The 20,482-nt window shown below is 33.0% G+C and carries 22 protein-coding genes; 2 read left to right on the forward strand and 20 right to left on the reverse strand.

Going from position 1 to position 20,482, the window contains the following annotated elements:
- Positions 1–311: 311 nt before the first annotated feature.
- The 5 genes from AC0ONG_RS12770 to AC0ONG_RS12790 form a co-directional block, all read right to left on the reverse strand.
- Positions 312–1,934 (reverse strand): peptide ABC transporter substrate-binding protein, encoded by a 1,623-nt coding sequence (locus AC0ONG_RS12770; RefSeq protein WP_000758265.1) that lies wholly within the window; start codon positions 1,932–1,934, stop codon positions 312–314.
- 19 nt (positions 1,935–1,953) lie between these two features.
- Positions 1,954–2,955 (reverse strand): C40 family peptidase, encoded by a 1,002-nt coding sequence (locus AC0ONG_RS12775; RefSeq protein ID WP_000755415.1) that lies wholly within the window; start codon positions 2,953–2,955, stop codon positions 1,954–1,956.
- Between the two features lie 40 nt (positions 2,956–2,995).
- The gene (locus AC0ONG_RS12780) at positions 2,996–4,057 is read right to left on the reverse strand and encodes a dipeptide epimerase (RefSeq protein WP_001038454.1); all 1,062 of its coding nucleotides are present in this window, start codon (positions 4,055–4,057) and stop codon (positions 2,996–2,998) included.
- Between the two features lie 186 nt (positions 4,058–4,243).
- A complete protein-coding gene (locus AC0ONG_RS12785) occupies positions 4,244–4,570 on the reverse strand; it encodes a DUF3870 domain-containing protein (RefSeq protein ID WP_000271314.1) in 327 nt (108 codons plus the stop codon).
- A gap of 259 nt (positions 4,571–4,829) precedes the next feature.
- Positions 4,830–5,186: an FtsB family cell division protein gene (locus AC0ONG_RS12790; RefSeq protein ID WP_001228728.1), complete on the reverse strand. Its 357-nt coding sequence runs from the start codon at positions 5,184–5,186 to the stop codon at positions 4,830–4,832.
- A 284-nt stretch (positions 5,187–5,470) separates the two neighbouring features.
- On the opposite strand from AC0ONG_RS12790, the gene AC0ONG_RS12795 reads away from it, so the two are divergent.
- Entirely contained in the window at positions 5,471–6,397 is a 927-nt protein-coding gene (locus AC0ONG_RS12795; protein ID WP_000559370.1) for an aldo/keto reductase, read from the forward strand.
- A gap of 19 nt (positions 6,398–6,416) precedes the next feature.
- Here the strand turns inward: AC0ONG_RS12795 and AC0ONG_RS12800 are convergent, their stop codons facing one another.
- From AC0ONG_RS12800 to AC0ONG_RS12845, 10 genes are all read right to left on the reverse strand, one after another.
- The gene (locus AC0ONG_RS12800) at positions 6,417–7,013 is read right to left on the reverse strand and encodes a DJ-1/PfpI family protein (RefSeq protein WP_000981426.1); all 597 of its coding nucleotides are present in this window, start codon (positions 7,011–7,013) and stop codon (positions 6,417–6,419) included.
- The gene (locus AC0ONG_RS12805) at positions 7,010–7,501 is read right to left on the reverse strand and encodes an ankyrin repeat domain-containing protein (RefSeq protein WP_000400675.1); all 492 of its coding nucleotides are present in this window, start codon (positions 7,499–7,501) and stop codon (positions 7,010–7,012) included. Before AC0ONG_RS12805 ends, AC0ONG_RS12800 begins: the two co-directional genes overlap by 4 nt.
- Positions 7,502–8,032: 531 nt before the next feature.
- Complete coding sequence (locus tag AC0ONG_RS12810) at positions 8,033–8,263, reverse strand: hypothetical protein (protein WP_000789031.1); 231 nt, start codon at positions 8,261–8,263, stop codon at positions 8,033–8,035.
- A 269-nt stretch (positions 8,264–8,532) separates the two neighbouring features.
- The gene (locus AC0ONG_RS12815) at positions 8,533–8,796 is read right to left on the reverse strand and encodes a hypothetical protein (protein WP_000432424.1); all 264 of its coding nucleotides are present in this window, start codon (positions 8,794–8,796) and stop codon (positions 8,533–8,535) included.
- A gap of 125 nt (positions 8,797–8,921) precedes the next feature.
- Complete coding sequence (locus AC0ONG_RS12820; protein WP_000767067.1) at positions 8,922–9,482, reverse strand: AAA family ATPase; 561 nt, start codon at positions 9,480–9,482, stop codon at positions 8,922–8,924.
- Between the two features lie 102 nt (positions 9,483–9,584).
- A complete protein-coding gene (locus AC0ONG_RS12825) occupies positions 9,585–10,346 on the reverse strand; it encodes a class I SAM-dependent methyltransferase (RefSeq protein ID WP_000490920.1) in 762 nt (253 codons plus the stop codon).
- 227 nt (positions 10,347–10,573) lie between these two features.
- Entirely contained in the window at positions 10,574–12,313 is a 1,740-nt protein-coding gene (locus AC0ONG_RS12830) for a Xaa-Pro dipeptidyl-peptidase (protein ID WP_000038313.1), read from the reverse strand.
- Between the two features lie 330 nt (positions 12,314–12,643).
- A complete protein-coding gene (locus AC0ONG_RS12835) occupies positions 12,644–13,486 on the reverse strand; it encodes a peptidylprolyl isomerase PrsA (protein ID WP_002082628.1) in 843 nt (280 codons plus the stop codon).
- 189 nt (positions 13,487–13,675) lie between these two features.
- Complete coding sequence (locus AC0ONG_RS12840) at positions 13,676–15,052, reverse strand: sensor histidine kinase (protein ID WP_001037225.1); 1,377 nt, start codon at positions 15,050–15,052, stop codon at positions 13,676–13,678.
- Positions 15,045–15,692, reverse strand: coding sequence for a response regulator transcription factor (locus AC0ONG_RS12845; RefSeq protein WP_000865984.1), 648 nt, complete (start codon positions 15,690–15,692; stop codon positions 15,045–15,047). The genes AC0ONG_RS12840 and AC0ONG_RS12845 overlap by 8 nt, the downstream gene beginning before the upstream one ends.
- 121 nt (positions 15,693–15,813) lie before the next feature.
- Here AC0ONG_RS12845 and AC0ONG_RS12850 point away from each other — a divergent pair, with 121 nt between their 5' ends.
- Entirely contained in the window at positions 15,814–16,230 is a 417-nt protein-coding gene (locus AC0ONG_RS12850) for a hypothetical protein (RefSeq protein ID WP_000591760.1), read from the forward strand.
- Between the two features lie 198 nt (positions 16,231–16,428).
- On the opposite strand, the gene AC0ONG_RS12855 is transcribed toward AC0ONG_RS12850, so the two are convergent.
- From AC0ONG_RS12855 to AC0ONG_RS12875, 5 genes are all read right to left on the reverse strand, one after another.
- Positions 16,429–16,923, reverse strand: a complete 495-nt coding sequence (locus AC0ONG_RS12855) for a GNAT family N-acetyltransferase (protein WP_133964027.1) — start codon at positions 16,921–16,923, stop codon at positions 16,429–16,431.
- 24 nt (positions 16,924–16,947) lie between these two features.
- On the reverse strand, positions 16,948–17,631 hold the full coding sequence (locus AC0ONG_RS12860; RefSeq protein WP_136996955.1) for an HAD hydrolase-like protein: 684 nt from the start codon (positions 17,629–17,631) through the stop codon (positions 16,948–16,950).
- A 19-nt stretch (positions 17,632–17,650) separates the two neighbouring features.
- Positions 17,651–18,352, reverse strand: coding sequence for a 5'-methylthioadenosine/adenosylhomocysteine nucleosidase (locus AC0ONG_RS12865; RefSeq protein WP_074789871.1), 702 nt, complete (start codon positions 18,350–18,352; stop codon positions 17,651–17,653).
- Between the two features lie 17 nt (positions 18,353–18,369).
- Positions 18,370–19,119: a WecB/TagA/CpsF family glycosyltransferase gene (locus tag AC0ONG_RS12870; protein WP_016077553.1), complete on the reverse strand. Its 750-nt coding sequence runs from the start codon at positions 19,117–19,119 to the stop codon at positions 18,370–18,372.
- A 211-nt stretch (positions 19,120–19,330) separates the two neighbouring features.
- Entirely contained in the window at positions 19,331–20,191 is an 861-nt protein-coding gene (locus AC0ONG_RS12875) for a DegV family protein (RefSeq protein ID WP_000538299.1), read from the reverse strand.
- Positions 20,192–20,482 lie beyond the last annotated feature (291 nt).

The raw sequence follows: 20,482 nt of genomic DNA on the forward strand, positions 1-20,482 counted from the left end.
TAACTTGTAACCCTTGTCTTTGACACGCCATCTTTTCTCTCCTTTTTCTCTATACATGTTCCATTCTATTTGTCTATTATATACATGTATGTATTTCCTTCCTTGTTCTATTAAATCCTATAGAAATAGCGCAAGAAAATGTTTCCATAGAAACACGTTAATTATACAAGATTCTACATAAATTTCACACTGGAATTTTAGTAATAATTTTATTTTTAAGTCGTAAAAAAACATATGAAATGTCTATATTTCATTCGGAACTGTACAAAAAAACAGACTATCACATACGTGAAGTCTGTTTCCCCATTCTTTTATTTTTGTACATCTGCCCATTTTAAACTTGTAGCTGGACCAAATTGATGTACATATAAATCTTTCACATATGGTTTTTGTAAGTAAGATAATCCGCGCTGGAATACCGGTGCAATTACTGCATCATCAAGTAGCATTTTTTCAGCATCCTGCATTGCTTTCCAGCGAGCCTTTTCATCATTACCTAATTCTGTTTTAATCTTCTTAATTAACGCATCATATTCTGGGTTTGCATATTCTGTATTATTAACACTACTTCCAGAAAGGAATACTTCTAAGTAAGTCATTGGATCTGGATAATCCGGTAACCAGCGTGATAACGACATTTCATATTCTTTCTTCTTCTCTAGTGCTAATTTTTGCGTATGTGGTTGCAATTTCACATTCACTTTTAAACCTGGTAAATTTTTCTCAAGCTGCTCTTTAATGTACTCTCCAACTTTTTTAAAGTTTTCTAAGTCATAATTTAATAGTTCTAACGTCACTTCATCTGTACCTGTTTCTTGCTTTGCCTTTTCCCAATATTCTTTCGCTTTTTTTACATCAGTTTTATTAAACTCACCTGCCGTACTTCTAAAATCTTTTTTATCTGGTCCCTTTAAAAATCCTTTTGGTACGTAATAGTTTGCAGCAACCGAACCATCATTTAAAAATGAATCCGCAAGTCCTTTCTTATCAAAAACTGTACTTAGCGCAAGACGTGCATTTTTATTTTTAAGAATCGGTACATTTTCATTAAATCGGAAGAAGTACATAACTGGATCTGTATATTGTTTTAGCTCTTTATTATTTTTATATTTATCCACGAATTCTGTAGAAATAACAGCTCTATCAACTTTATCTGTTTCATATAAATTTACCGCAGTTGAAATTTCTTTTACAATTTGATAGTTTACTTCATCTAACTTCACTTCTTTTTTATCCCAATACTTATCGTTTTTCTTCATTGTAAAGCTAGCTTCATGCTTCCACTCTGATAATGTAAATGGTCCATTATATACCGCTTTATTTGCTTCTAATCCGTATTTATCACCTTGCTCTTTCGCATATTTTTCGTTAATTGGATAGAAGGATGGTAAAATTAATAATTTCGTAAAATACGGTACAGGATGTTCTAGCTCTACGACGAACGTTTTATCATCCTTCGCTTTTACTCCTAATTCATCTAGACCTAGTTGTTTTTTATTTATCTTCTCAGCGTTTTTCACATCGTACGCAATGTATGCATATTGAGAAGCGGTATCTGGATTAATCAATTGCTTCCAAGCGTATACGTAATCATGAGCGGTTACTGGATCTCCGTTTGACCATTTCGCATCACGCAAATGAAATGTATATGTCTTTCCATCTTTACTCACTTCATATTTTTGTGCGCCTGCCTCAATTACTTCATCATTTTTCGATAGACGGAATAGTCCTTCCATTACGTTATTCAAAACGTTAAACGAGATTGCATCTGTGACTTTCACTGAGTTTAACGACGGAATTTCACCCGTTTCTAGTAACTGTAATACTTTCTTTTCATCTTTCGGCTTTGTTGTAGTTTTTTCTTTTGCGCAGCCAACTAAAAATGAAGAAACTAATAGAGTACTAACTAATGAGTAACGAACAACTTTTTTCATTTAAAAATCCCCTCTATTTTTAAGGTAAGTAACGACGAGCACCAGCGTATTCTTCTATATATCCTGGTGTATTTAGTGGTATAATCTCTACCGACCTTTCAGCTCTTGGTGAGTGAATCATATTGCCATCACCAATATACATTGCAACGTGATGGACACTACCTTTCCCTTGATCATGTGCAAAGAAAATTAAATCTCCCTTTTGTAAGTTTTCTTTATCAACTGCAACCCCTGCTCTTGATTGCGGTCCAGAATCTCGCGGAATTGTAATGCCGTGCGATTTATAGATCGTATGCGTGAAGCCAGAGCAATCAAATCCAAAACCACTTGTACCAGCCCATATATACGGTAAACCTAAAAACATTTTCCCTGTGTTAATTAAATCATCAGCGGTCGGTTTTGGAATATCAGTTTGAGAGCGGTAAACTGTTCCATCATTTTTTCGTAGCCATGCTTTCTGACCATTTGGCAACAATACACGGTATGAAATTGTGTCTTCACTTAATAGCGGCAGTCTTGTATTATAACTGACTTCAAGTGATTTATGTTTTTCAGAAGGATTTATATATAAAATCGCTGTTGGCTTTGTTATTAACACAAAAGGTTCAGTTGTTTTATCTGCAAATTCTTGATTATATGTTAATTGCTTTTCAGGCATCCAGCCCGGATAACCTTCTTCATTTCGTGGCGTTGGCTGTCCATGCACTAATACCTTCACCCACTCGCCTTTCTTATCAATAACAGTTACTTCTTGACCGAGTAACGCTTGTGTTTCTAATTTATTTGCATTTGTTAACCATAGTTTCTCGTCAAGTGTCATTGATTTCGTCCATTTCCATAGATCCACTGGATTTGTTGCACTCGGTGTATCGATTGGCCTTAATGCATCAGGTGCTGTCCATAACGTTGCAGCAGATACATCTATAAATGCTTTATTATCCTTCTTTTCTTCAGCATTTGCCGATGTAAACGATGAAAATATAAATAAAGTTGTTAAAAATGCAGTTCCTACTTTTTTCATATATATCCCCCTTAAAAAAATAGTTTACTAGTCTCTTCTCCTAAGACTTACTATTCACTGTCGATTGAAGGTTTACCTTTGATCCAGAATAAGTCATTCCTTCCGGCTCTTCCATTAACCAAAGCGGTGCATCAAGATCAAAATAATGAATATTAGGATGCGCTGCCGCTAAATGCGCAACAGCACTAACGGAAAGTGAAGATTCCATCATGCTTCCCACCATACACTTCACACCAGCTGTTTCTGCGATATCTGCAATACGCCATGCTTCACGTATGCCACCACATTTCATTAATTTAATATTAATTAAGTCTGCATATCTTCCTTGAACGAGCTTTAATGCATCACTTGCTGAAAATATACTTTCATCGGCCATAATTGGCGTTTGCACACGATCTTTGACGTACTTTAACCCATCCCAATCTTTCGCGTGTACTGGTTGTTCAATAAATTCTATATTTAAATTACGATTTTCCATCCCTTGAATGATAGAGACCGCTTCTTTTGGACTCCAACCTTGATTCGCATCTAAACGTAATGTCGTATTTCTTGGTACCACATTTCGAATTGCCTCAATACGTTCCAAATCTAAATGCGCCTCTTTACCCACTTTAATCTTTAATGTTTGAAATCCTTTTTCTATATGTTTCTTCGCTTCTTTTGCCATTAATACAGGCTCATCCACACTCACTGTAATATCCGTATAAATTTCTTTCTTCCCGCCTAACAATGCATATAACGGCACCTTTTGATATTGGCAATATACATCATATAAAGCGATATCTACCGCTGCTTTCGCACTTGAATTTCTAATACAACTCATTTGAATGCGCTGTAGTAACTGCTGAAACTGAATGATATCTTGACCAATTAAACATGAACGCATCGGTCCTAAAATCGCTTCTTCTATTCCACTGGTGAAATCACCCGTAATAACTGGCGTTGCGGCTGCAGCTCCCTTACCAATCACTCCTTCATCTGTATGAATATAAACATCTATACTTTCAATTTCTGTTACAGTACGAAGCGCGGTTTTAAACGGTGTATGAAGTTTTACACGTCTACGATTTACTTTTACATCTGTAATTTTCATTTTGTTCATCCTTTCGTTCTCCAATGAAGTGAAATTTTAATCCACCGGAGATTTATACCCACAGATTATTAAGTAAACCTATTGGGCATTTACTCTCCTATCTCTCTACTTTGTTTCCGTTTACTTTTGATGTAGGATGATAATGTGAAATAAAAAAATCCAGCCATAAGAATGATTCTTACGGCTGGATTTTGTCTATGATTGAGTAGACAAAGCAGCAATCTGATTATATTTTTTCTGTGCATCTTTTAGCGCTACAAGTAACGCTTTTTGAGAAGAGCCGAAATATCGGTTCTTTACTTCCATTACTAACGCCGGGTCATTTATATTTTTATGTAGAAATAAATATTTAACAAATTGAGATGTTAATGCAATTGTCGCTGAGCAGTCTGCATCTACAATTTCCCCTGTATCCTTAACAAGTACAAATGCTACGAAATAGCTTTTAAACTTTTCAGTAATGGGATTATTTTGAGGTGCTTTCGCATCCCCTACGATATAAATTGTATTTGAAGCGTACACAGCTATCTTCCTTTCGTATACGAGGATAACGGGTTTCTTAATAGTCGTATGAGCGAGGAACTCAACGTTGATTAAAAAATGTATCCGCTTACCTTGTATTATAATATAATTGACAGAATTTTAACAACATTTATTTTAGTGCATATTCCATATCTATGAAAATAGCTTAAACTCTTCATTTTTACAATATGTGATTATTCCTTGTACCATTACATTCATACATAAAAAAACAGTTAGCGACGGCTAACTATTTTTTTCATTACTTGGGCATCACAAATATAGTTTCATTTGACTTAGAAAATTGATACTCTTTTCTCGCAAACTTCAAAATTTCTTCCTCATCGTCTGTTAAATTTTCTATGTTAGTCTTTAAAGAATCTTTATCTTTCTTTAAAGATACTAATTGTTCCTTTTGATCCGTAATCGTACCTTTCTTCTTATCAATTACTTCTTGTTGTTTCGTTAAAATATATTGAACGTACAGAGTAGTTGCTGCAATAAAAAGGACCATTAAAATAAGTCGCCTTAACTTCTTTTTATTTATCCTACGCTTGTCACTAGGTTGTGATAACTGCTCTGGTATATTAGGAACATTTACTCGTTTGAGTTTCCTCATTCAAATCCCCCTAACCCATATTTTTCACTACCATCGGCACGTTTTCTTACTAAACTAAATTCTATTCTTATAAAATAAACTCCTTCACAAAAATATCCCATAAATTAACCAATTAAAGATAGCATTCGACGACATTTCCATATTTACACCGATTTTTTTTATACATGCTGCTATAAAATAGTAGTTTCTGTAATTCTTTTTCTACTATTGTAGAAGAGTTTTTTCACACACAAAATTCCTTCCCTACATATCCATGTTATAACATGCTTACAAGGAGGGAAAATATGCATTACCGCACATTAGGTAACACTGGAATAACTGTTTCTGAAATAGGTTTTGGGGCATGGGCAATCGGTGGTGATGAATGGGGACCTGTTAACGATAAACAATCTATAACTGCTATAAAAAAAGCCATTGAGTGTGGTGTGAATTTTATTGATACTGCGGATGTGTATGGTTTAGGACATAGTGAAAAGTTGGTGGCTACCGCGATTAAAGGACATCGTAATGATATTATACTATCAACGAAAGGTGGTTTAATCGGACATCACTATGACCCTAATGGCGTTCCTGTATATGATACTCCTGAAAAAATCATCGCCGTATTTGAAACAAGTTTACAACGTCTTCAAACAGATTATATTGATCTTTATTTTTGTCATATTTGGTGGCATAATCGTAGAGAAACAGAAGCATTTCTACGTGCATTTGACATATTAAAACGTGATGGCAAAGTAAGAGCAGTCGGTGTTTCGACTCATGATTTACAATACATTCATCATTTCAATAACAACAACGAAATTGATATCGTACAACTTGATTACAATATATTAAATCGAAAACCAGAAAAAGATATATTACCATTCTTACAAGAGAAAAATCTAGGGGCTGTTATTCGTGGTCCATTAAAAATGGGCATTTTAACTGGAAAATTTACAAATAAAACAATTTTTCCAGATGGAGATTTACGCAAAGATTGGCCAAATGAAACTTGGTTTCAAGAAGACTTACAAACCGTAGAGAAACTTCGGTTGCTCTCAAAAAAAAATCAGACCCTAGGGCAACTTGCACTTCGCTATGTACTCTCTCATCCGGCAGTAAGTGTTGTAATTCCTGGTGCGAAGTCAGGAACGCAAGCACAAGAAAATGCAAATGCATCTGTTCGCCCTATTTTGAGTGATGAAGAGCTTAACTATATTCATTCAATATAAAAAGCCCAATCCGGGCTTTTTAATTTGGCAAACTAATATCATACTCCATTCGCTTCGCTGTGTCCTCCGCAACATGCACACCTAACAAGTTTTTCACAATATGAAATGCCATATTAATTCCAGCTGAAATTCCGGCAGATGTTATAATATGTCCTTCATCTACAAACTTTACATTTTCTATAACTTCAACATTTTGAAACTCATTTTTAAACTTTTCAATACTAGCCCAATGTGTTGTTGCTTTTAACCCTTCCAGTAAACCTGCTTTCGCCAGTAATAACGCTCCTGTACAAACTGAAGTCATCAGCTTTACTTCTTTCATTTGTTGGCGAATCCATTTTATTACTATTTCATTTTTTATTTCATATTTTCTAGCACCTAGCCCACCCGGAATTATTAAAATATCCACTGGTGGTAAATTTTCAATACTATAATCTGGCTGTACCTTCAATCCATTCCTTGCTGTAATCATTTCTCCATTCTCGCTAACTGTATAAACAGTAAATGGTTTTTCTTCATTCACCTCAGTTACAGAAAAAACTTCAAATGGTCCTGCAAAATCTAACACTTCTACTTCATTAAATAAAAATATACCAACACTCCATTTATTCATCATAAGTTCACTTCCTGTTTCAAATGATGTAAAAGGTGATCATATCCTTTTTCTAATGCAATATCATACGCTGTTTTCCCATCATTTTTCTTTATCATCTTATTAGCTCCATTTTTAAGGAGTAACATAATTATTTCTTCATTTCCTAATAATGCCGCTTCGTGAAGTCCTGTCCAGCCACCACTTTGCATAATATTTACATCTGATCCTTTTTCAATTAAGAAAGCAACAAGTTCACTTTGCTTGTTCGCGATTGCTGCTTGCAAAGGCGTATTTTCATTTTCGTTTTTCGCTCTACTATGTATATCTGCACCGCTTTCTAAAAGAAAACTCGCTATTTCTTTTTGTCCAAAATAAGCTGCTAAATGAAGTGGTGTCCAGCCATCTTCACTACATTCGTTAACAATACTTGGACTCGCCTTTATAAACTTCACTACTTTTTCCTTATGACCACTTATAACAGCTTGTGCTATTGATTGTAAATGCTCCATAATAATCTCCCATCCTTCAAACTATTTAAGCATCTCCTTCTACATGTTCTATTAATTATTACATTTTCCTTTTAAAACCTTAAGTTTACATAACAATATTATATATCCCTTTTTGTGCTTAATGCTGAATAGCAATAATGTTAAAAATACTGCCTTTAAACAATGAAGACCATGATTTCATTAGAGTTACTGAAAAAGCAAGCAAAAAACTATACACATAGTTTTCATCATATTTGTTCAGTTGCATGAAATAAAACAGGTAATGTTTATTCTGCTATTCATGCTTTCAACATATCAAATAATATTATTCCAATAAAAAAACAATCCATTTTAAAAATGGATTGTTTTTTTATTTCTGTTTTATGCGGTTTATTTTTTTGTATTTTCAATGACGAAATAATTACGTTTACAAAAATGAAACGCCACTATCTTCGTCCCTCTTATAGTGAGTTTTTCGTTTGAAAACAAAAAACTTTTTTCACCTTACGTTTGAAAAAAACATATGTAAAATTCTCTAAAACAGCTGCCTTATCATACTAATCTATAGCAATTCTGTCTTCTTCCCTTACCTGTTTCCTTTAACACATACGATTTTAAAACAAGCGCCGTTAATGAATCTGTTAATGTTTTATATGATAAATTTGATAATGCCAATAGATCGTTCGTATATAACATTCTATGCTTCTCTAATAATAATAGCACCAATCGTTCAGACGGTTTTAATGCCTCATCACTTTCTAGTATAAAGTCTATATTTTTCATTTCTCTAATTATTACTCCTTATATAAAAAAATACTTTAGGTGCTAATTTAATATAAAAATAATACACAACAAAATTTGAAATATATTAAAATAACATTACTTTAGGACACTATTATACTATAACATATAAAAAGCATTTGCCGAAATAGGAAATGCTTTTTATATTGCTTATATAATTCTTCAAAAACCACATTTAAAAACGGTTAGTCATTCTCTAAATATGAATGACTAACCGTTTTCCAGCTTCTTCCCAATTAACATGTTTTACCTTAAATATTTATTGCAATATGCGGCTTACTGTAACGACTTGTTCCACCGCCACCTACTACTACTTTACCGCCTTTTTCAAAAATTAATAATTTACTTGAACCATCTGCAAGAAGCACTATTACTTCAGCATTATTACTTGTTGCTACATAAATTACATAACCACTCTTTGATATACAAGTTTCCCAATTCGCATCAAATTCTGATCTTACTACACGATTTGAATACACTTGATTTTCAATTCTATCTTGTTCTACGTTTTCCAAATTTATTCTCTCCTCTTCCCTGTATAGTTATATATATTAAAATAGCGACCGATTTTAACATAAATAGTATATGTAATTAGTAGGAGAATGCTTAGACAATGGAAACGAAATAGACTTCAAAAATTTTACAATTGAAACTTCTCTTTAATCATTTCCGCTACTTCTTTTGCACTCAAATACGTGTTATTAATTTTTATATACTCTTCTTTTTCAATTTCACCATGAAGAGAATTTAATCTATGCTTTTTCATCGTCTCTTTCAAATTATTTTGAGACCACTCAATATCTCTTTTTTTCGGTTTATGTTCTAATCTATTCAGACTTTTATTCCGTTCTAATCTTTCATCTAATTCCGCTTCCAGCTCTATAAAATACACTGTCCCACCTTTTGATTCAAAAATACTTTCTACATAATGTATATAATCCCAATCCGATTGGAGGTCAAATGCCCATATATACGTAAAAATCATTCCAGATAAATCACTTTTAGATACTTCTTCAAATATTTCATTACGAAATAAACTTACTAGCCTTTTTGCTTCTGTCGTACTGTAATCAAAAATTGGACTTACTAAATCAATTGTCATGTGGTTATGAAAAAGTTTTAAACCGGTTAATGTTGCTAATTCTTGACCCACTGTCATTTTCCCAACTGCTTGTGGGCCAAATATTAATATAAGTTTCATTTATTTCCCTCCGATCTTTCTCTATAAACAATTACATAAAATTAAAAATAAGGCAGCCGATTTTTAATCGATTGCCTTATTTTTTTATTCATAGTATTAGTTCTATTCTTTTCGCACAGCTTCAAAAGTAAACATTTGATTTGCATTTGACGGTTCGTTTTTATAAGCATATTCAGCAGAGCAAGTAATATTAGAGAAACCTATACTTTCTAACAGAAGTTTAAACTCTTCTATTCCATACCAACGTACCGCAAAGCGTTGTAGTTCTGTTTGTACTAACTGTCCTTTACTCCACTTTTCATATTTCAAATATGATACAGTAACTTGGTTCAGCCAATCTATTTCAATTGATTTATTTTCTAATGTGATTCCGTCTCCGCTCGGCAAAGAAAAAGTCGATGTATGAATTTCCCCAGTCTTCCAGTCATACGGAAGCATAATATCTACGATTAATCGTCCGCCTGGATTAAGATGTTCATAAAAATATTTCAATGCGTTTATAGAATCGACACGATTTTCAATTAAACAAAAAGATCCAGTAGGAATGATAATTGCCTCATATTTATGCGGAAGTGATAATTGTTGCAAGCTTCCTTCATATAAATTAGGATGTAAGCCTCTCTCTTTACAGCGCTTACGGCAAGAATCTAGCATTTCAGGTGAATAATCTATCCCATCTACTGTAAAACCAGCCTCTAGAAGTGGAATGATGACACGCCCTGAACCTACTGCAGCTTCGAGGATTCTTCCTCTACAATCTTTTAAACGTTCTTTGTAATACTCAATATCACCATTTAAAGAATAACCGACTGGTTTTGTGTAATCATACAGTTCCGTACAAAGTGTACTATAAAAACTAAACATTTATTTTCTCCTCCGTTTTTACGTACGGAAGATTTCAATTCAACTAATCTTCCTGTACCTCGAATTTTAATGAGATTTTGAAAGAGCTGACTGTCATAATATATCACTCACTTTCCATAGAATATAATGATATTGTATTACATAACCTTCCAATTTGAAATATAAAAATTAAAAATTCAGACTGTAAATTAAAGAGCTTACTTTAGTAAGCTCTTTAGAAAAAATATTTATTTCACAATCGGCAATGTCACTTCACTTAATTTCACTGTAAGTTTCGTTCCAGCTTTCGGTCTAATTGTATAATCATAATCACTTGCAATTAAAACAACTCCGATTTGATGCCCCACTTTAAATACATAATCATCTGGCTGCATGTCCCATGTAAATGTATAATCTTTGCCCGGTTGAATCGCCGTTGAATTTTCTATACTCTTTAAGTTTTGTGGATCCATCCAGCCTCTCGTTACGATTTCCGGCTTCGCTCCTCCATAGTCAACAAGTAATGCTGTTAAATTTGATACAGATTGATCAATATTTCCTGTAATTGAAATATTTGGCATACCACTTATACGCGTATCTTTTTGCAGTACAGGCATTGTATATACTAATCGATTGGCTACTTCTAATTCTGGGTTTGCTACTAATTGATTTGATTTTATTTGTGCATCATCTACGAATGAGAAAACTTTATTAACCGATCCCATACTTAGTCGCAAATTGACTGATTTATTACTTAAATACATACGGATTTTTGAAGGTACAGCCGCTGGATCTGGCCAATTTTTTATCTTTTGCCACGATTTATTTTCTCTTTGCACATCAACCATTGGTTCATCCATAATTCCATTTTCAATTCCGTACAACCAATAATCTAACCATTTATTTTGTGTTTGCTGCCAGTTATTACTTGATGTCCCACCATGAACACCTTGGTGTAGCCACATTTTACGAGGTACATCATTTTCTCCAAGAGCATCCCACCATTGTGCGAACTGTTTCGTCTTAACATTCCAATCGTTTAAACCATGAACAACAAATACACTCGCTTTTACATTTTTAGCATCTTTTACATAATTTCTTTTATCCCAAAAATCGTTATAATTACCCGTTTTCCGATCTTGTCCAGCAGTAAGTTCTGTCATTATCGGACCACAAACTTCTGAATTCTTTCTTGTCAGTACTGCTTCTGCCATATTATCTGTATCTTCTCCTTGATATCCGCCTGGAGCAATGACTGCACCATTTGCACGATAATAATCATACCAACTACTAATTGCTGCGATTGGAATAATTGTTTTTAAACCTTCAACTCCAGTAGTCGCAACAGCATTTGGTAATGTACCATTATAAGAAACGCCAGTCATACCTACATTTCCTGTAGACCAATTTGCCTGAACTTCCTCACCCTGTTCTGTAAATGCTTTCGCGCGACCGTTTACCCAATCAATAACAGACTTTGTACCGAGTATTTCTTGTTCATCTCCAGTTGTAGGGCATCCATCTGATTTTCCAGTACCGATACTTTCGCCTAGAATAACTGCATAACCTCTTGGCACGTAATAGTTCCCATACGAACCAAGATTAACTGCTCCATACGGTTTTCCTTCATACGCATACAATTCTTCATCTACATTATATACAGGAACATCTTTTAATCCAGATCGATATGGACTCATTTCATAAATAACAGGAACCTTCACATTCGGATCTGTCTTTGGACGCATAACTTTTATCGATACTCTGTCTTTCTTACCGTCGCGATCACTATCAACTTCTGTCTCTACATATAAATTTTCGATAATAGCTTCATCGAGAGAATAAATCGGCTTTGTCATCCCATTTTCTAATTCAATTTTCGTATTTTTAGTCTCTTCCTTATTCTCTGCATGCACATCCATAGTAAAGCTAGGTATAATTGTTGCAGATAGCATTGCTGACAGTGTAATTGCCATTTTCTTTTTACTCAAAATGTTCCCTCCCCTTATTCGTTCTCTTTTACTATATAAAAAATAACTGAAAATTCAGTTTTATTTTTATATAAAAGTTGAGAAACTCAAAGATTTCTTATTAAGTAAAATTTAATGCAGGTGTGAAAGTATTTTCCCACTCCCCCCTTCTTTATAAAGTGAAACTGTAATCAGCACTCACCAATCGGGCATTTACGAGCAGCAGGGCCCCCGCCTAACTTCTTTGCTTCCGCTAAATTTTGAGGTGGGGGTCTTACTGCCCGGCAAATAGCGGGATAAATAGAGGAAAAGACAACCGATATTTCTATCGATTGTCTTACATTCCATTTATTATTTTTCTAACTCTTTAAAGGTATCTTTCAAGTCTTTATCAGATACCTTTATATCTGCATTTTTAAGCAGATCTCTAGTAACTTGTTGATGGAATTGAGGATCTTGTATACGTTGCTGTTCTAATTCTTTACGAATATTCTCTTTCTCTTCCTCATACGGTTTAAGCTCTTTTTTATCCGTTAACTTAATAATATGATATCCGAAGGAAGATTTAACAGGTTCACTCAATTGACCAACTTCTAACTTATATGCAGCATCCTCAAATTCTTTCACCATCATACCTGGTCCAAATTCAGATAGTTCTCCACCTTTCTCTTTAGAACCTGGATCCTCTGAATATTGTTTAGCCAATGCCGCGAAATCTTCGCCACTATTTAATTTTTCTTTAATTTCTTTTGCTGTCTTTTCATCTTTCACTAAAATATGGCTAACTTGAAGCTTTGGCTTATAGTGATCTTTAAAATCTTTTTCCGTTACGGTTGCTTTAATAGCTTTTTCAAAAGCGAAAGTAAGCTTTAATTTCTCTTTCAACTGATCTTCATTTTTCACACCATTAGATTCCATATATGTATTAAAATTATCGCCCATCTTGTCTTTTAATTCTTTTAGTTGTTTCGTTACCTCTTCATCCGTAACTTTATATTTATCATCTAATACTTTCTCTACTACCATTTCAGATAAATTCTGTTTACCGTAGTTTTCTTTTAATTTTTTGTTAAAATCACTTTCTGAAATGCTTCCTGATTTTGTAGTTACAATATTATCTGATGAACCACATGCGGATAAAGATAACGTCATCCCCATTAAAATGCTACCTATTACTAATTTCTTTCTTTTCAAATCCGAATACCTCACTTCATTAAATTCAAATGTAACTATGTAAATGTAACGTTTCCCTGTGAACTTCACGTGAATTTAATGAAAGTAGAACATTTGCTAATTCTCCATTTAATACATCAATTTTGAAAATTATGGTGATTCATCCTGTATCGCTAACCTCTAAAGCTGCAAAAAGGACTAATATTTTCATTAATCCTTTTTCACATTTATATAAAATTGAATTTCTCCATCTATAGAGGAAACTCCATATTCAAAACCATGTCTTTCTAAAATACTTTTCACTATCGCTAGTCCTAATCCTGTACCTGATTTTTCTTTACTACGAGAAAATTCTAGTACGTAAAAAGGCTCCCAAATTTTATCGATATCTTTAATTTTTTCCGTATGAATGCCATTTTTTATTTGAAAATATATACTTTTATTTCTATCTTCTAAAGTAATTATTATGTTTTGATTTGCTGAATATTTTATTGCATTAGAAATTAAATTTTGAAACACCATTCTCATTTTATTTAAATCTGCATAAACGATTGTATCGCTCGTATTACAGTTTACTTGCAAGTTAATTTCTTTCGAATCCAGTTCAATCTGATGCTTATCTAATATACTCTGGACCAGTGGTTCAATAGGGAATTCTTCTTTTTGTAAAATATCTCTTTCTAGTTTAGAAAATCGTAATAGTTCTTCAATTAAGTTTGATATTTGATCTGTTTGTTTAATAATTGTATCTACGTAAGTCCCATCATCTAGTCCATCTTTAATCCCCATAGAGTATGCTTTTACTAATGCGATCGGTGTCTTTAATTCATGCGTCACATCACCCATAAATCGTTTTAAATGTTCATTACGATCAGTTAAATCTTGATGTGCTTCATGTAGTTTTTCGCTCATGATATTAATACTATTGGCCAACTCTCCTATTTCATCATTCGTTTTCACTTTCGTTCTTTTAAACTGCAAATGTGAAATATCCTGAGCTACATCACTCAGCTCTTTCAGTGGCGTCGTTATTATTTTTGAAAGTATCCACACAAGTAAAATAATAAGAAGCAGCGAGAAACATACGATGTATAAGTAAAATGTATTTAACGTACTTATAATTTCATTTGAATTCGCAATAGAAGTCCCAATTAAAATTATCGTATCATCTTTCGCAATATATTTAGCAAAAAAACTCGCTTTTACCTTTCCTTGATCGTACAGTTTATTCGATTGCCCTTCCGTCTTCACTTTCATGACTTCGTCTTTCGTAATCCAAAGCTTATTTAACGTCACTTTCTTTTTCGTAAGTTGCATGCGTAATGCTTCGTTCATAGCATCTTCTGACTGATTAATTGGCGTATACGCAATTGTAACGTTGTTTTCACTTTCAATTGTATGAATAACATCCTCTATATTTTCCACTGTTGTATTTTGTATTTGTGTTGTAAATTTATTTAAGTTTTCACGTGTTTTATAAATATTATAGTTCGGTAAGAGATTGTTAATGCATAATAACGAAATCATAAAGATGAGAATAACAGTTGCAGAAATACTGAAAAATAACTTTTTTCCAAGTTTATTCACTTTGTTCCTCCAAACTATAGCCCAGCCCGCGATGCGTCTTAATAATATTTTCTCCAATTTTTTTACGCAGCCTTCTTACATGTGTATCAACAGTTCTCTCTTCTCCAAAATAGTCAAATCCCCATACAATATCTAGCAATTTTTTACGAGTTAAAATCGTTCCTTTATGATTTAAAAAGCATTTTATTAATTCGAGCTCTGTTTTTGTAATTTCTAACTCTATATCATTTTTATATACTTTATTTTTGGCGAAATTTATCTTTACATCTTGTACTTGAATAATATCATCATGCTGAATAAGCTTTTTCGCTCGTGTAATTAGTACTCCTGGATGAAATGGTTTTTTTACGTACTCATCTGCCCCACTTTGAAGCGCTGCTAATTCATCTTCGCTTTCACTTTTCGCCGTAAGCATTAACACTTTTACGCTTGAATTCTTTTTTATTTCCTGACAGACAGTAATACCACTATGTTTCGGCATCATCCAATCCAAAATTGCTAAATCAATTTTTTCATCATAAAACATTTGAAGTGCTTCCTCTCCGTCTTTCGCTAATAAAACTTCGAAGCCTTCTTTTTCAAAATAAGCTTTTAAAATTCTTAACATATCTTGTTCGTCATCTGCAATTAAAACTTTCATATTTTTTCCTCCACTGCTTTTAAACAAAAACCAATTGTATCATACAACATCTTTGTTACATGAATGTGACAGAAAAATATTTAAAGCTTTTGAGGGGATAGTAATGGTGAGGTGTTGTATTATGATAAAAAAAATCGGGGTCATTTCTCTTCTTTTATTTCTATTATCAACAAATGCGTTCGCAAAAACCAATCAACAAATGGAAGTATTTGATTGTCAAAAAGAAATGGTCATTCAAAAACAATCTTTAGATCCAGTAATCCAAAAAGAAGCAGTTCAATACGCTAAAGCAATAACCGGTCCATTTAAAAACTTAAATGTCGTTCCAAAAGATGGCTATATGATAAAAATCCCATTATCTAAGCCGGTTTCTATTACTAATCAATGGTTACACACTACAATAGACGAAGTACTTATACTGCTCCCACTAAATGAAAAGCCTTATATTATGCTTTATGATGATGAAAATAATCCGCATTTTTATTATGTAAAAGGTAAACCAGGATTATTATTGAAACAAATGAACGTTAAAACGTAATTGACTGAAAAGGAGTCACCTTATAAGCTAAATTTTAAAAGCTAAGGTGCTCTTTTTTATAATAACAATTTAGTAAATGAAATTATAAAAGTTGTTTTTTAATATAAGGGTCGCAACTTCATATATATCAGCGATTTTTAAGATATATCGATTTACCAACAAAAACCCTGTCCGTAGCTATTCTTTGGATAGCAATCTCTATAATAGTTTGTAGTGACTCGATCCCGTATATAATCCCCCTTTTACAAATCCATTTGCAGTATAAAACACATCCCCTTGCTTCGTGTCAGCATGTAAAACAATCACTTCAAAATACTTTTCCGCATGACATAATAGTTGGTTTAATAATAAGTTCCCTAACCCTATACGCCGATAATCCCTTGAAATATAAAATCTCCTTAACCGCCCAATCTTATTGTCTTTTGTGTACGGATCCTCATTTAAACCTCCAACTCCAATTAACATATCACCTTGGAAAACACCATATAAACATTCTCCAGTTTTATTGAATACATTTATTTTGTTTTTATATTCATTTATTAGTCTTATAAGGAAATTAAAACCTTCTTCTTCACTATCTTGAACGAGATGACTGAATTCATACTCCATTAAATTTTCTATTTTTTGAATATGTATATCTTTCAAGTCCATTCCCCCTAAGTATGAAAACACATAAAAATGCTCGAGAATCATTTATTCTGAGCATTTTTATGGTTGTTACTTTATGTAATTCATAGCGTGCGTATTCTTCACTTCAGATAATATCCCCTTCAACTCCATTAAATCATCTATTACTATATCAGCCTGAGCAAGTTCATCTTCTTGCGCAAAATCAAAATTGCACCCAGTTGCAAGTAAACCGTTGTCTTTCGCTGCATTTATATCAGATAGCCGGTCACCAACTACCGCTGCCTCTTTTATATCATATTTGTTCATAATACTTTTAACTAAGTCACCTTTATTTAGCGATTGTATTTGTTCAATACTAAACGTTTCAGTCACCCACTTGTCTAAAGCATAATAAGTTACGATTGCTCGTAAATATTCAGTTAAACCATTACTAGCAATGTAAATTGAACAATTATTTTCTTTTATATATGTAAATATTTCTTTTACATTTGAATATAAAGCGCCTTTTCCGCTTTTTATGTTTTCAATTAGTCTATCTAAAAAATATGCATCTGTTTGTTCTCTTACTTCAATAGAATGGTCCGGTAATAAAGCTTCCCAAACTTGCGGTAACGGCACACCCATAATTTCTCTATATTTATTAATTGGTGTTACTGTATCCCATAGTTGTAGTGATCTTAAGTGATTGAAAGTATCATCTAACGATAATTCTAAAATTTTATCTGTTTGAAATAACGTTCCGTCCATATCAAAAATTAACGCTTGTAACATCTCATTCTCTCCTTTTGAACTATAGTACAGTTTTACTCTTTATATTTTTAAGCATCTCAATAATAATTTCTGAGCAATAATTCGCAGCAGTTTTCGCGAAGTCATCATAAGAAATTTGAGCTTCATCATCTGCACTGTCAGAAATACATCTTATAATGAGAAACGATATATCATTTATATAGGCAACATGTCCAATTGCTACCCCTTCCATTTCTGTACAATGAGGTGCGTATTCGTCTATTAATTTCGCCTTTAACTTTGAATCTTCAACAAAACATTCACCGCTGATAATTCTTCCTTCATGAACTGCAATCTGTAAACTACTACTAATACAAGCTTTACGTGCTAACTCTACCAATTCCTTACTTGCAATAAATTGCTCTTGAAACGGAAATAAGTTTTTCATTTGAGTTTTACTTACATCATGATGAGTAACATTCGTTGAAATAACTATATCGCCGACTTTTACATCTGAATGTAATCCGCCAGCAACGCCCGTATTAATGATAGAGTCTACATCAAATTTATGAATTAATGTTTGCGCACATGCAGCTGCATTTACTTTCCCTACACCAGAACGTGTAATAATTACTTCTATTCCCATGAATTCTCCAATATAAAAAGGCATTCCCGCTATTGTCTGTTCCTCTTGTATAACTAGTTTTTCTAAAAGTAAATCTATTTCAATTTGCATTGCTCCAATAATGCCGATTCTGTTCATGTATGTAGTCTCCTTTATTAATTAATCCCTTTAATCCTCTCAGACATAACCGACAATAAAAATTTCGGAAGTACAAGTTGTCTCTTTAACCTTTTCGGCTGTGAGAGTAACCTATACAGCCATTCAGTTCCAGTATCCCTCATCATTTTCGGTGCTCTTTTTACAGTACCAGATATTATATCAATCATGCCTCCGATACCAATAGATAGCGGAACGTTTAATGTTTGTATGTTTTCATAGATGAACTCTTCTTGTTTTGGTGAACCTAGTCCTACGAGTAGTAAATGCGGCTTGAATTGCTTAATTTTCATTTTTATTTCTTCTATTTCTTCACCATTTACAAATCCATGCTGTCCTTTAAACTGCGCTCCTGGGAACTGCTCATTTAATTTTTCTAATGCCTTTTTATTACTTTCTGGAGCGGCTCCAAAAAGAAAGACACGATATTCATTGTCGTTACAATATTTTATTAAATCGTGAGTTAAATCCGCTCCAGTAACACGTTCTTTCAAAGTTCCTTTTAATATTTTCGAGCCAATTATGACACCAATCCCGTCCGCTGTTATTAAATCCGCAGATAGTAACATCTTTTTAAACTGCTTTGATTTTTCCGTATTTTCCTTTGCAGACATAACAATTTCAGGATTTGCAGTTACTACAAACCTTGGTTTCTCTTGTTGTTCATGTACCCAACCTTTTAATAAACTTATAGCTTTTGCATATTCTAAAGTTGAAAAAGGTATACCTTTTATAAACTGTTGATCCACTATACTCTCCCCTTATATAAGCTGCAAATATTCATCAATGTCTTTAGAAATTTGAATAAAAGCTTTATTCCAAAATTCATAATTTCTTTAATCCCTCTACAGGATTGCATTTGATATAGGCTAACTTCAAAGGTTTCATCTTCATCCATACCATATCGACCGATTATCACAGATTAAAAAATAAAAAAGGATTGATCAAAAGATCAATCCTTTACTCTACTTCATTTAAGAAAAATAACGTTATAACGCCAGGACCTGTATGTGCACCGATTGCTGCACCAATTGTATTTACGATAAATACTTCACAGCCAAATCTTTCCGTAATTAATGCTTTTAATGCTTCAGCTGTTTCTAAATCGTCACCGTGAGTCATACCGATTGTTTGACCTTTAAGGTCTTTACCACGCTCTTCCATAATATCAACAATACGGCTTAATACTTTCTTTTTCCCTCGTACCTTTTCAAGTGGGACAAGTTTTCCTTCTTCCACGTTCAAAATCGGCTTAATGTTTAATAAACCACCGATAAATCCTGCTACTTTACTTAAGCGCCCGCCTCTAACAAGGTACTGTAAGTCAGCTACAGTGAAGATATGTTCCATATGGTTCATTAGAAAAGCGACACGGTTTAATATGTCTTCTTTTGATGCGCCGTTTTTTGCCATTTTAGCAGCTTCTAATACGACAAGCCCTTGACCAAGCGAAGCACATTTCGTATCAATAATTTCTAAATCTAAATCTGCATATGTTTCTTTTACTTCCTCTTTAATGACAACTGATGATTGATATGTACCAGACAGTTCAGATGAAAAAGCTAAATATATACAAGGATTACCTTCTTTTGCATAAGAAACAAATTTTTCTTGGAAAGTTTCAAGTGAAGGCAATGACGTTTTATAAACAGCGCCTTCTCTCATTTTTTGCAGTAATGTAACTGACTCTAATGTTACTCCATCTAAATACTCTGTTTCTACTTCATCATATACACGGAGTGGAATTAAATCAATATCATATGCTTGCAGCAATTCTACTGGTAAATCCGCCGCACTATCCGTAATGATTTTAACACCCATTTTTAAACCTCTATTCTGTTATAAATATAAAATAATAAAATAAAAATAGTACTTTTAAATTATATACGTAAAACTTAAATGAAGAAAGGAAAACACTTTATATTGTATGCACTATTCTTCAAAACTTGAACTATTAATGAAAATGGTTCTATTTTAAACACCTTTTTCTTATCATTTTTCAATAACACGAATAATTTTATAAGTATTTTGTATCATCATATTTTAATTCTTTATCTTAATATAATCTTTTCAAATTTATACTGTTTAAAATTTATACTGTTTAAAATTTAA

The organism is Bacillus sp. TCT6 (assembly GCF_056033845.1).

Excerpts from the sequence above, each read along its gene's own strand:
- AC0ONG_RS12770 (WP_000758265.1), bottom strand. The coding sequence starts at position 1,934 with ATGAAAAAAGTTGTTCGTTACTCATTAGTTAGTACTCTATTAGTTTCT.
- AC0ONG_RS12775 (WP_000755415.1), bottom strand. The coding sequence starts at position 2,955 with ATGAAAAAAGTAGGAACTGCATTTTTAACAACTTTATTTATATTTTCA.
- AC0ONG_RS12780 (WP_001038454.1), bottom strand. The coding sequence starts at position 4,057 with ATGAACAAAATGAAAATTACAGATGTAAAAGTAAATCGTAGACGTGTA.
- AC0ONG_RS12790 (WP_001228728.1), bottom strand. The coding sequence starts at position 5,186 with ATGAGGAAACTCAAACGAGTAAATGTTCCTAATATACCAGAGCAGTTA.
- AC0ONG_RS12795 (WP_000559370.1), top strand. The coding sequence starts at position 5,471 with ATGCATTACCGCACATTAGGTAACACTGGAATAACTGTTTCTGAAATA.
- AC0ONG_RS12800 (WP_000981426.1), bottom strand. The coding sequence starts at position 7,013 with ATGATGAATAAATGGAGTGTTGGTATATTTTTATTTAATGAAGTAGAA.
- AC0ONG_RS12805 (WP_000400675.1), bottom strand. The coding sequence starts at position 7,501 with ATGGAGCATTTACAATCAATAGCACAAGCTGTTATAAGTGGTCATAAG.
- AC0ONG_RS12810 (WP_000789031.1), bottom strand. The coding sequence starts at position 8,263 with ATGAAAAATATAGACTTTATACTAGAAAGTGATGAGGCATTAAAACCG.
- AC0ONG_RS12820 (WP_000767067.1), bottom strand. The coding sequence starts at position 9,482 with ATGAAACTTATATTAATATTTGGCCCACAAGCAGTTGGGAAAATGACA.
- AC0ONG_RS12825 (WP_000490920.1), bottom strand. The coding sequence starts at position 10,346 with ATGTTTAGTTTTTATAGTACACTTTGTACGGAACTGTATGATTACACA.
- AC0ONG_RS12845 (WP_000865984.1), bottom strand. The coding sequence starts at position 15,692 with ATGAAAGTTTTAATTGCAGATGACGAACAAGATATGTTAAGAATTTTA.
- AC0ONG_RS12850 (WP_000591760.1), top strand. The coding sequence starts at position 15,814 with ATGATAAAAAAAATCGGGGTCATTTCTCTTCTTTTATTTCTATTATCA.
- AC0ONG_RS12855 (WP_133964027.1), bottom strand. The coding sequence starts at position 16,923 with ATGATTCTCGAGCATTTTTATGTGTTTTCATACTTAGGGGGAATGGAC.
- AC0ONG_RS12860 (WP_136996955.1), bottom strand. The coding sequence starts at position 17,631 with ATGTTACAAGCGTTAATTTTTGATATGGACGGAACGTTATTTCAAACA.
- AC0ONG_RS12865 (WP_074789871.1), bottom strand. The coding sequence starts at position 18,352 with ATGAACAGAATCGGCATTATTGGAGCAATGCAAATTGAAATAGATTTA.
- AC0ONG_RS12875 (WP_000538299.1), bottom strand. The coding sequence starts at position 20,191 with ATGGGTGTTAAAATCATTACGGATAGTGCGGCGGATTTACCAGTAGAA.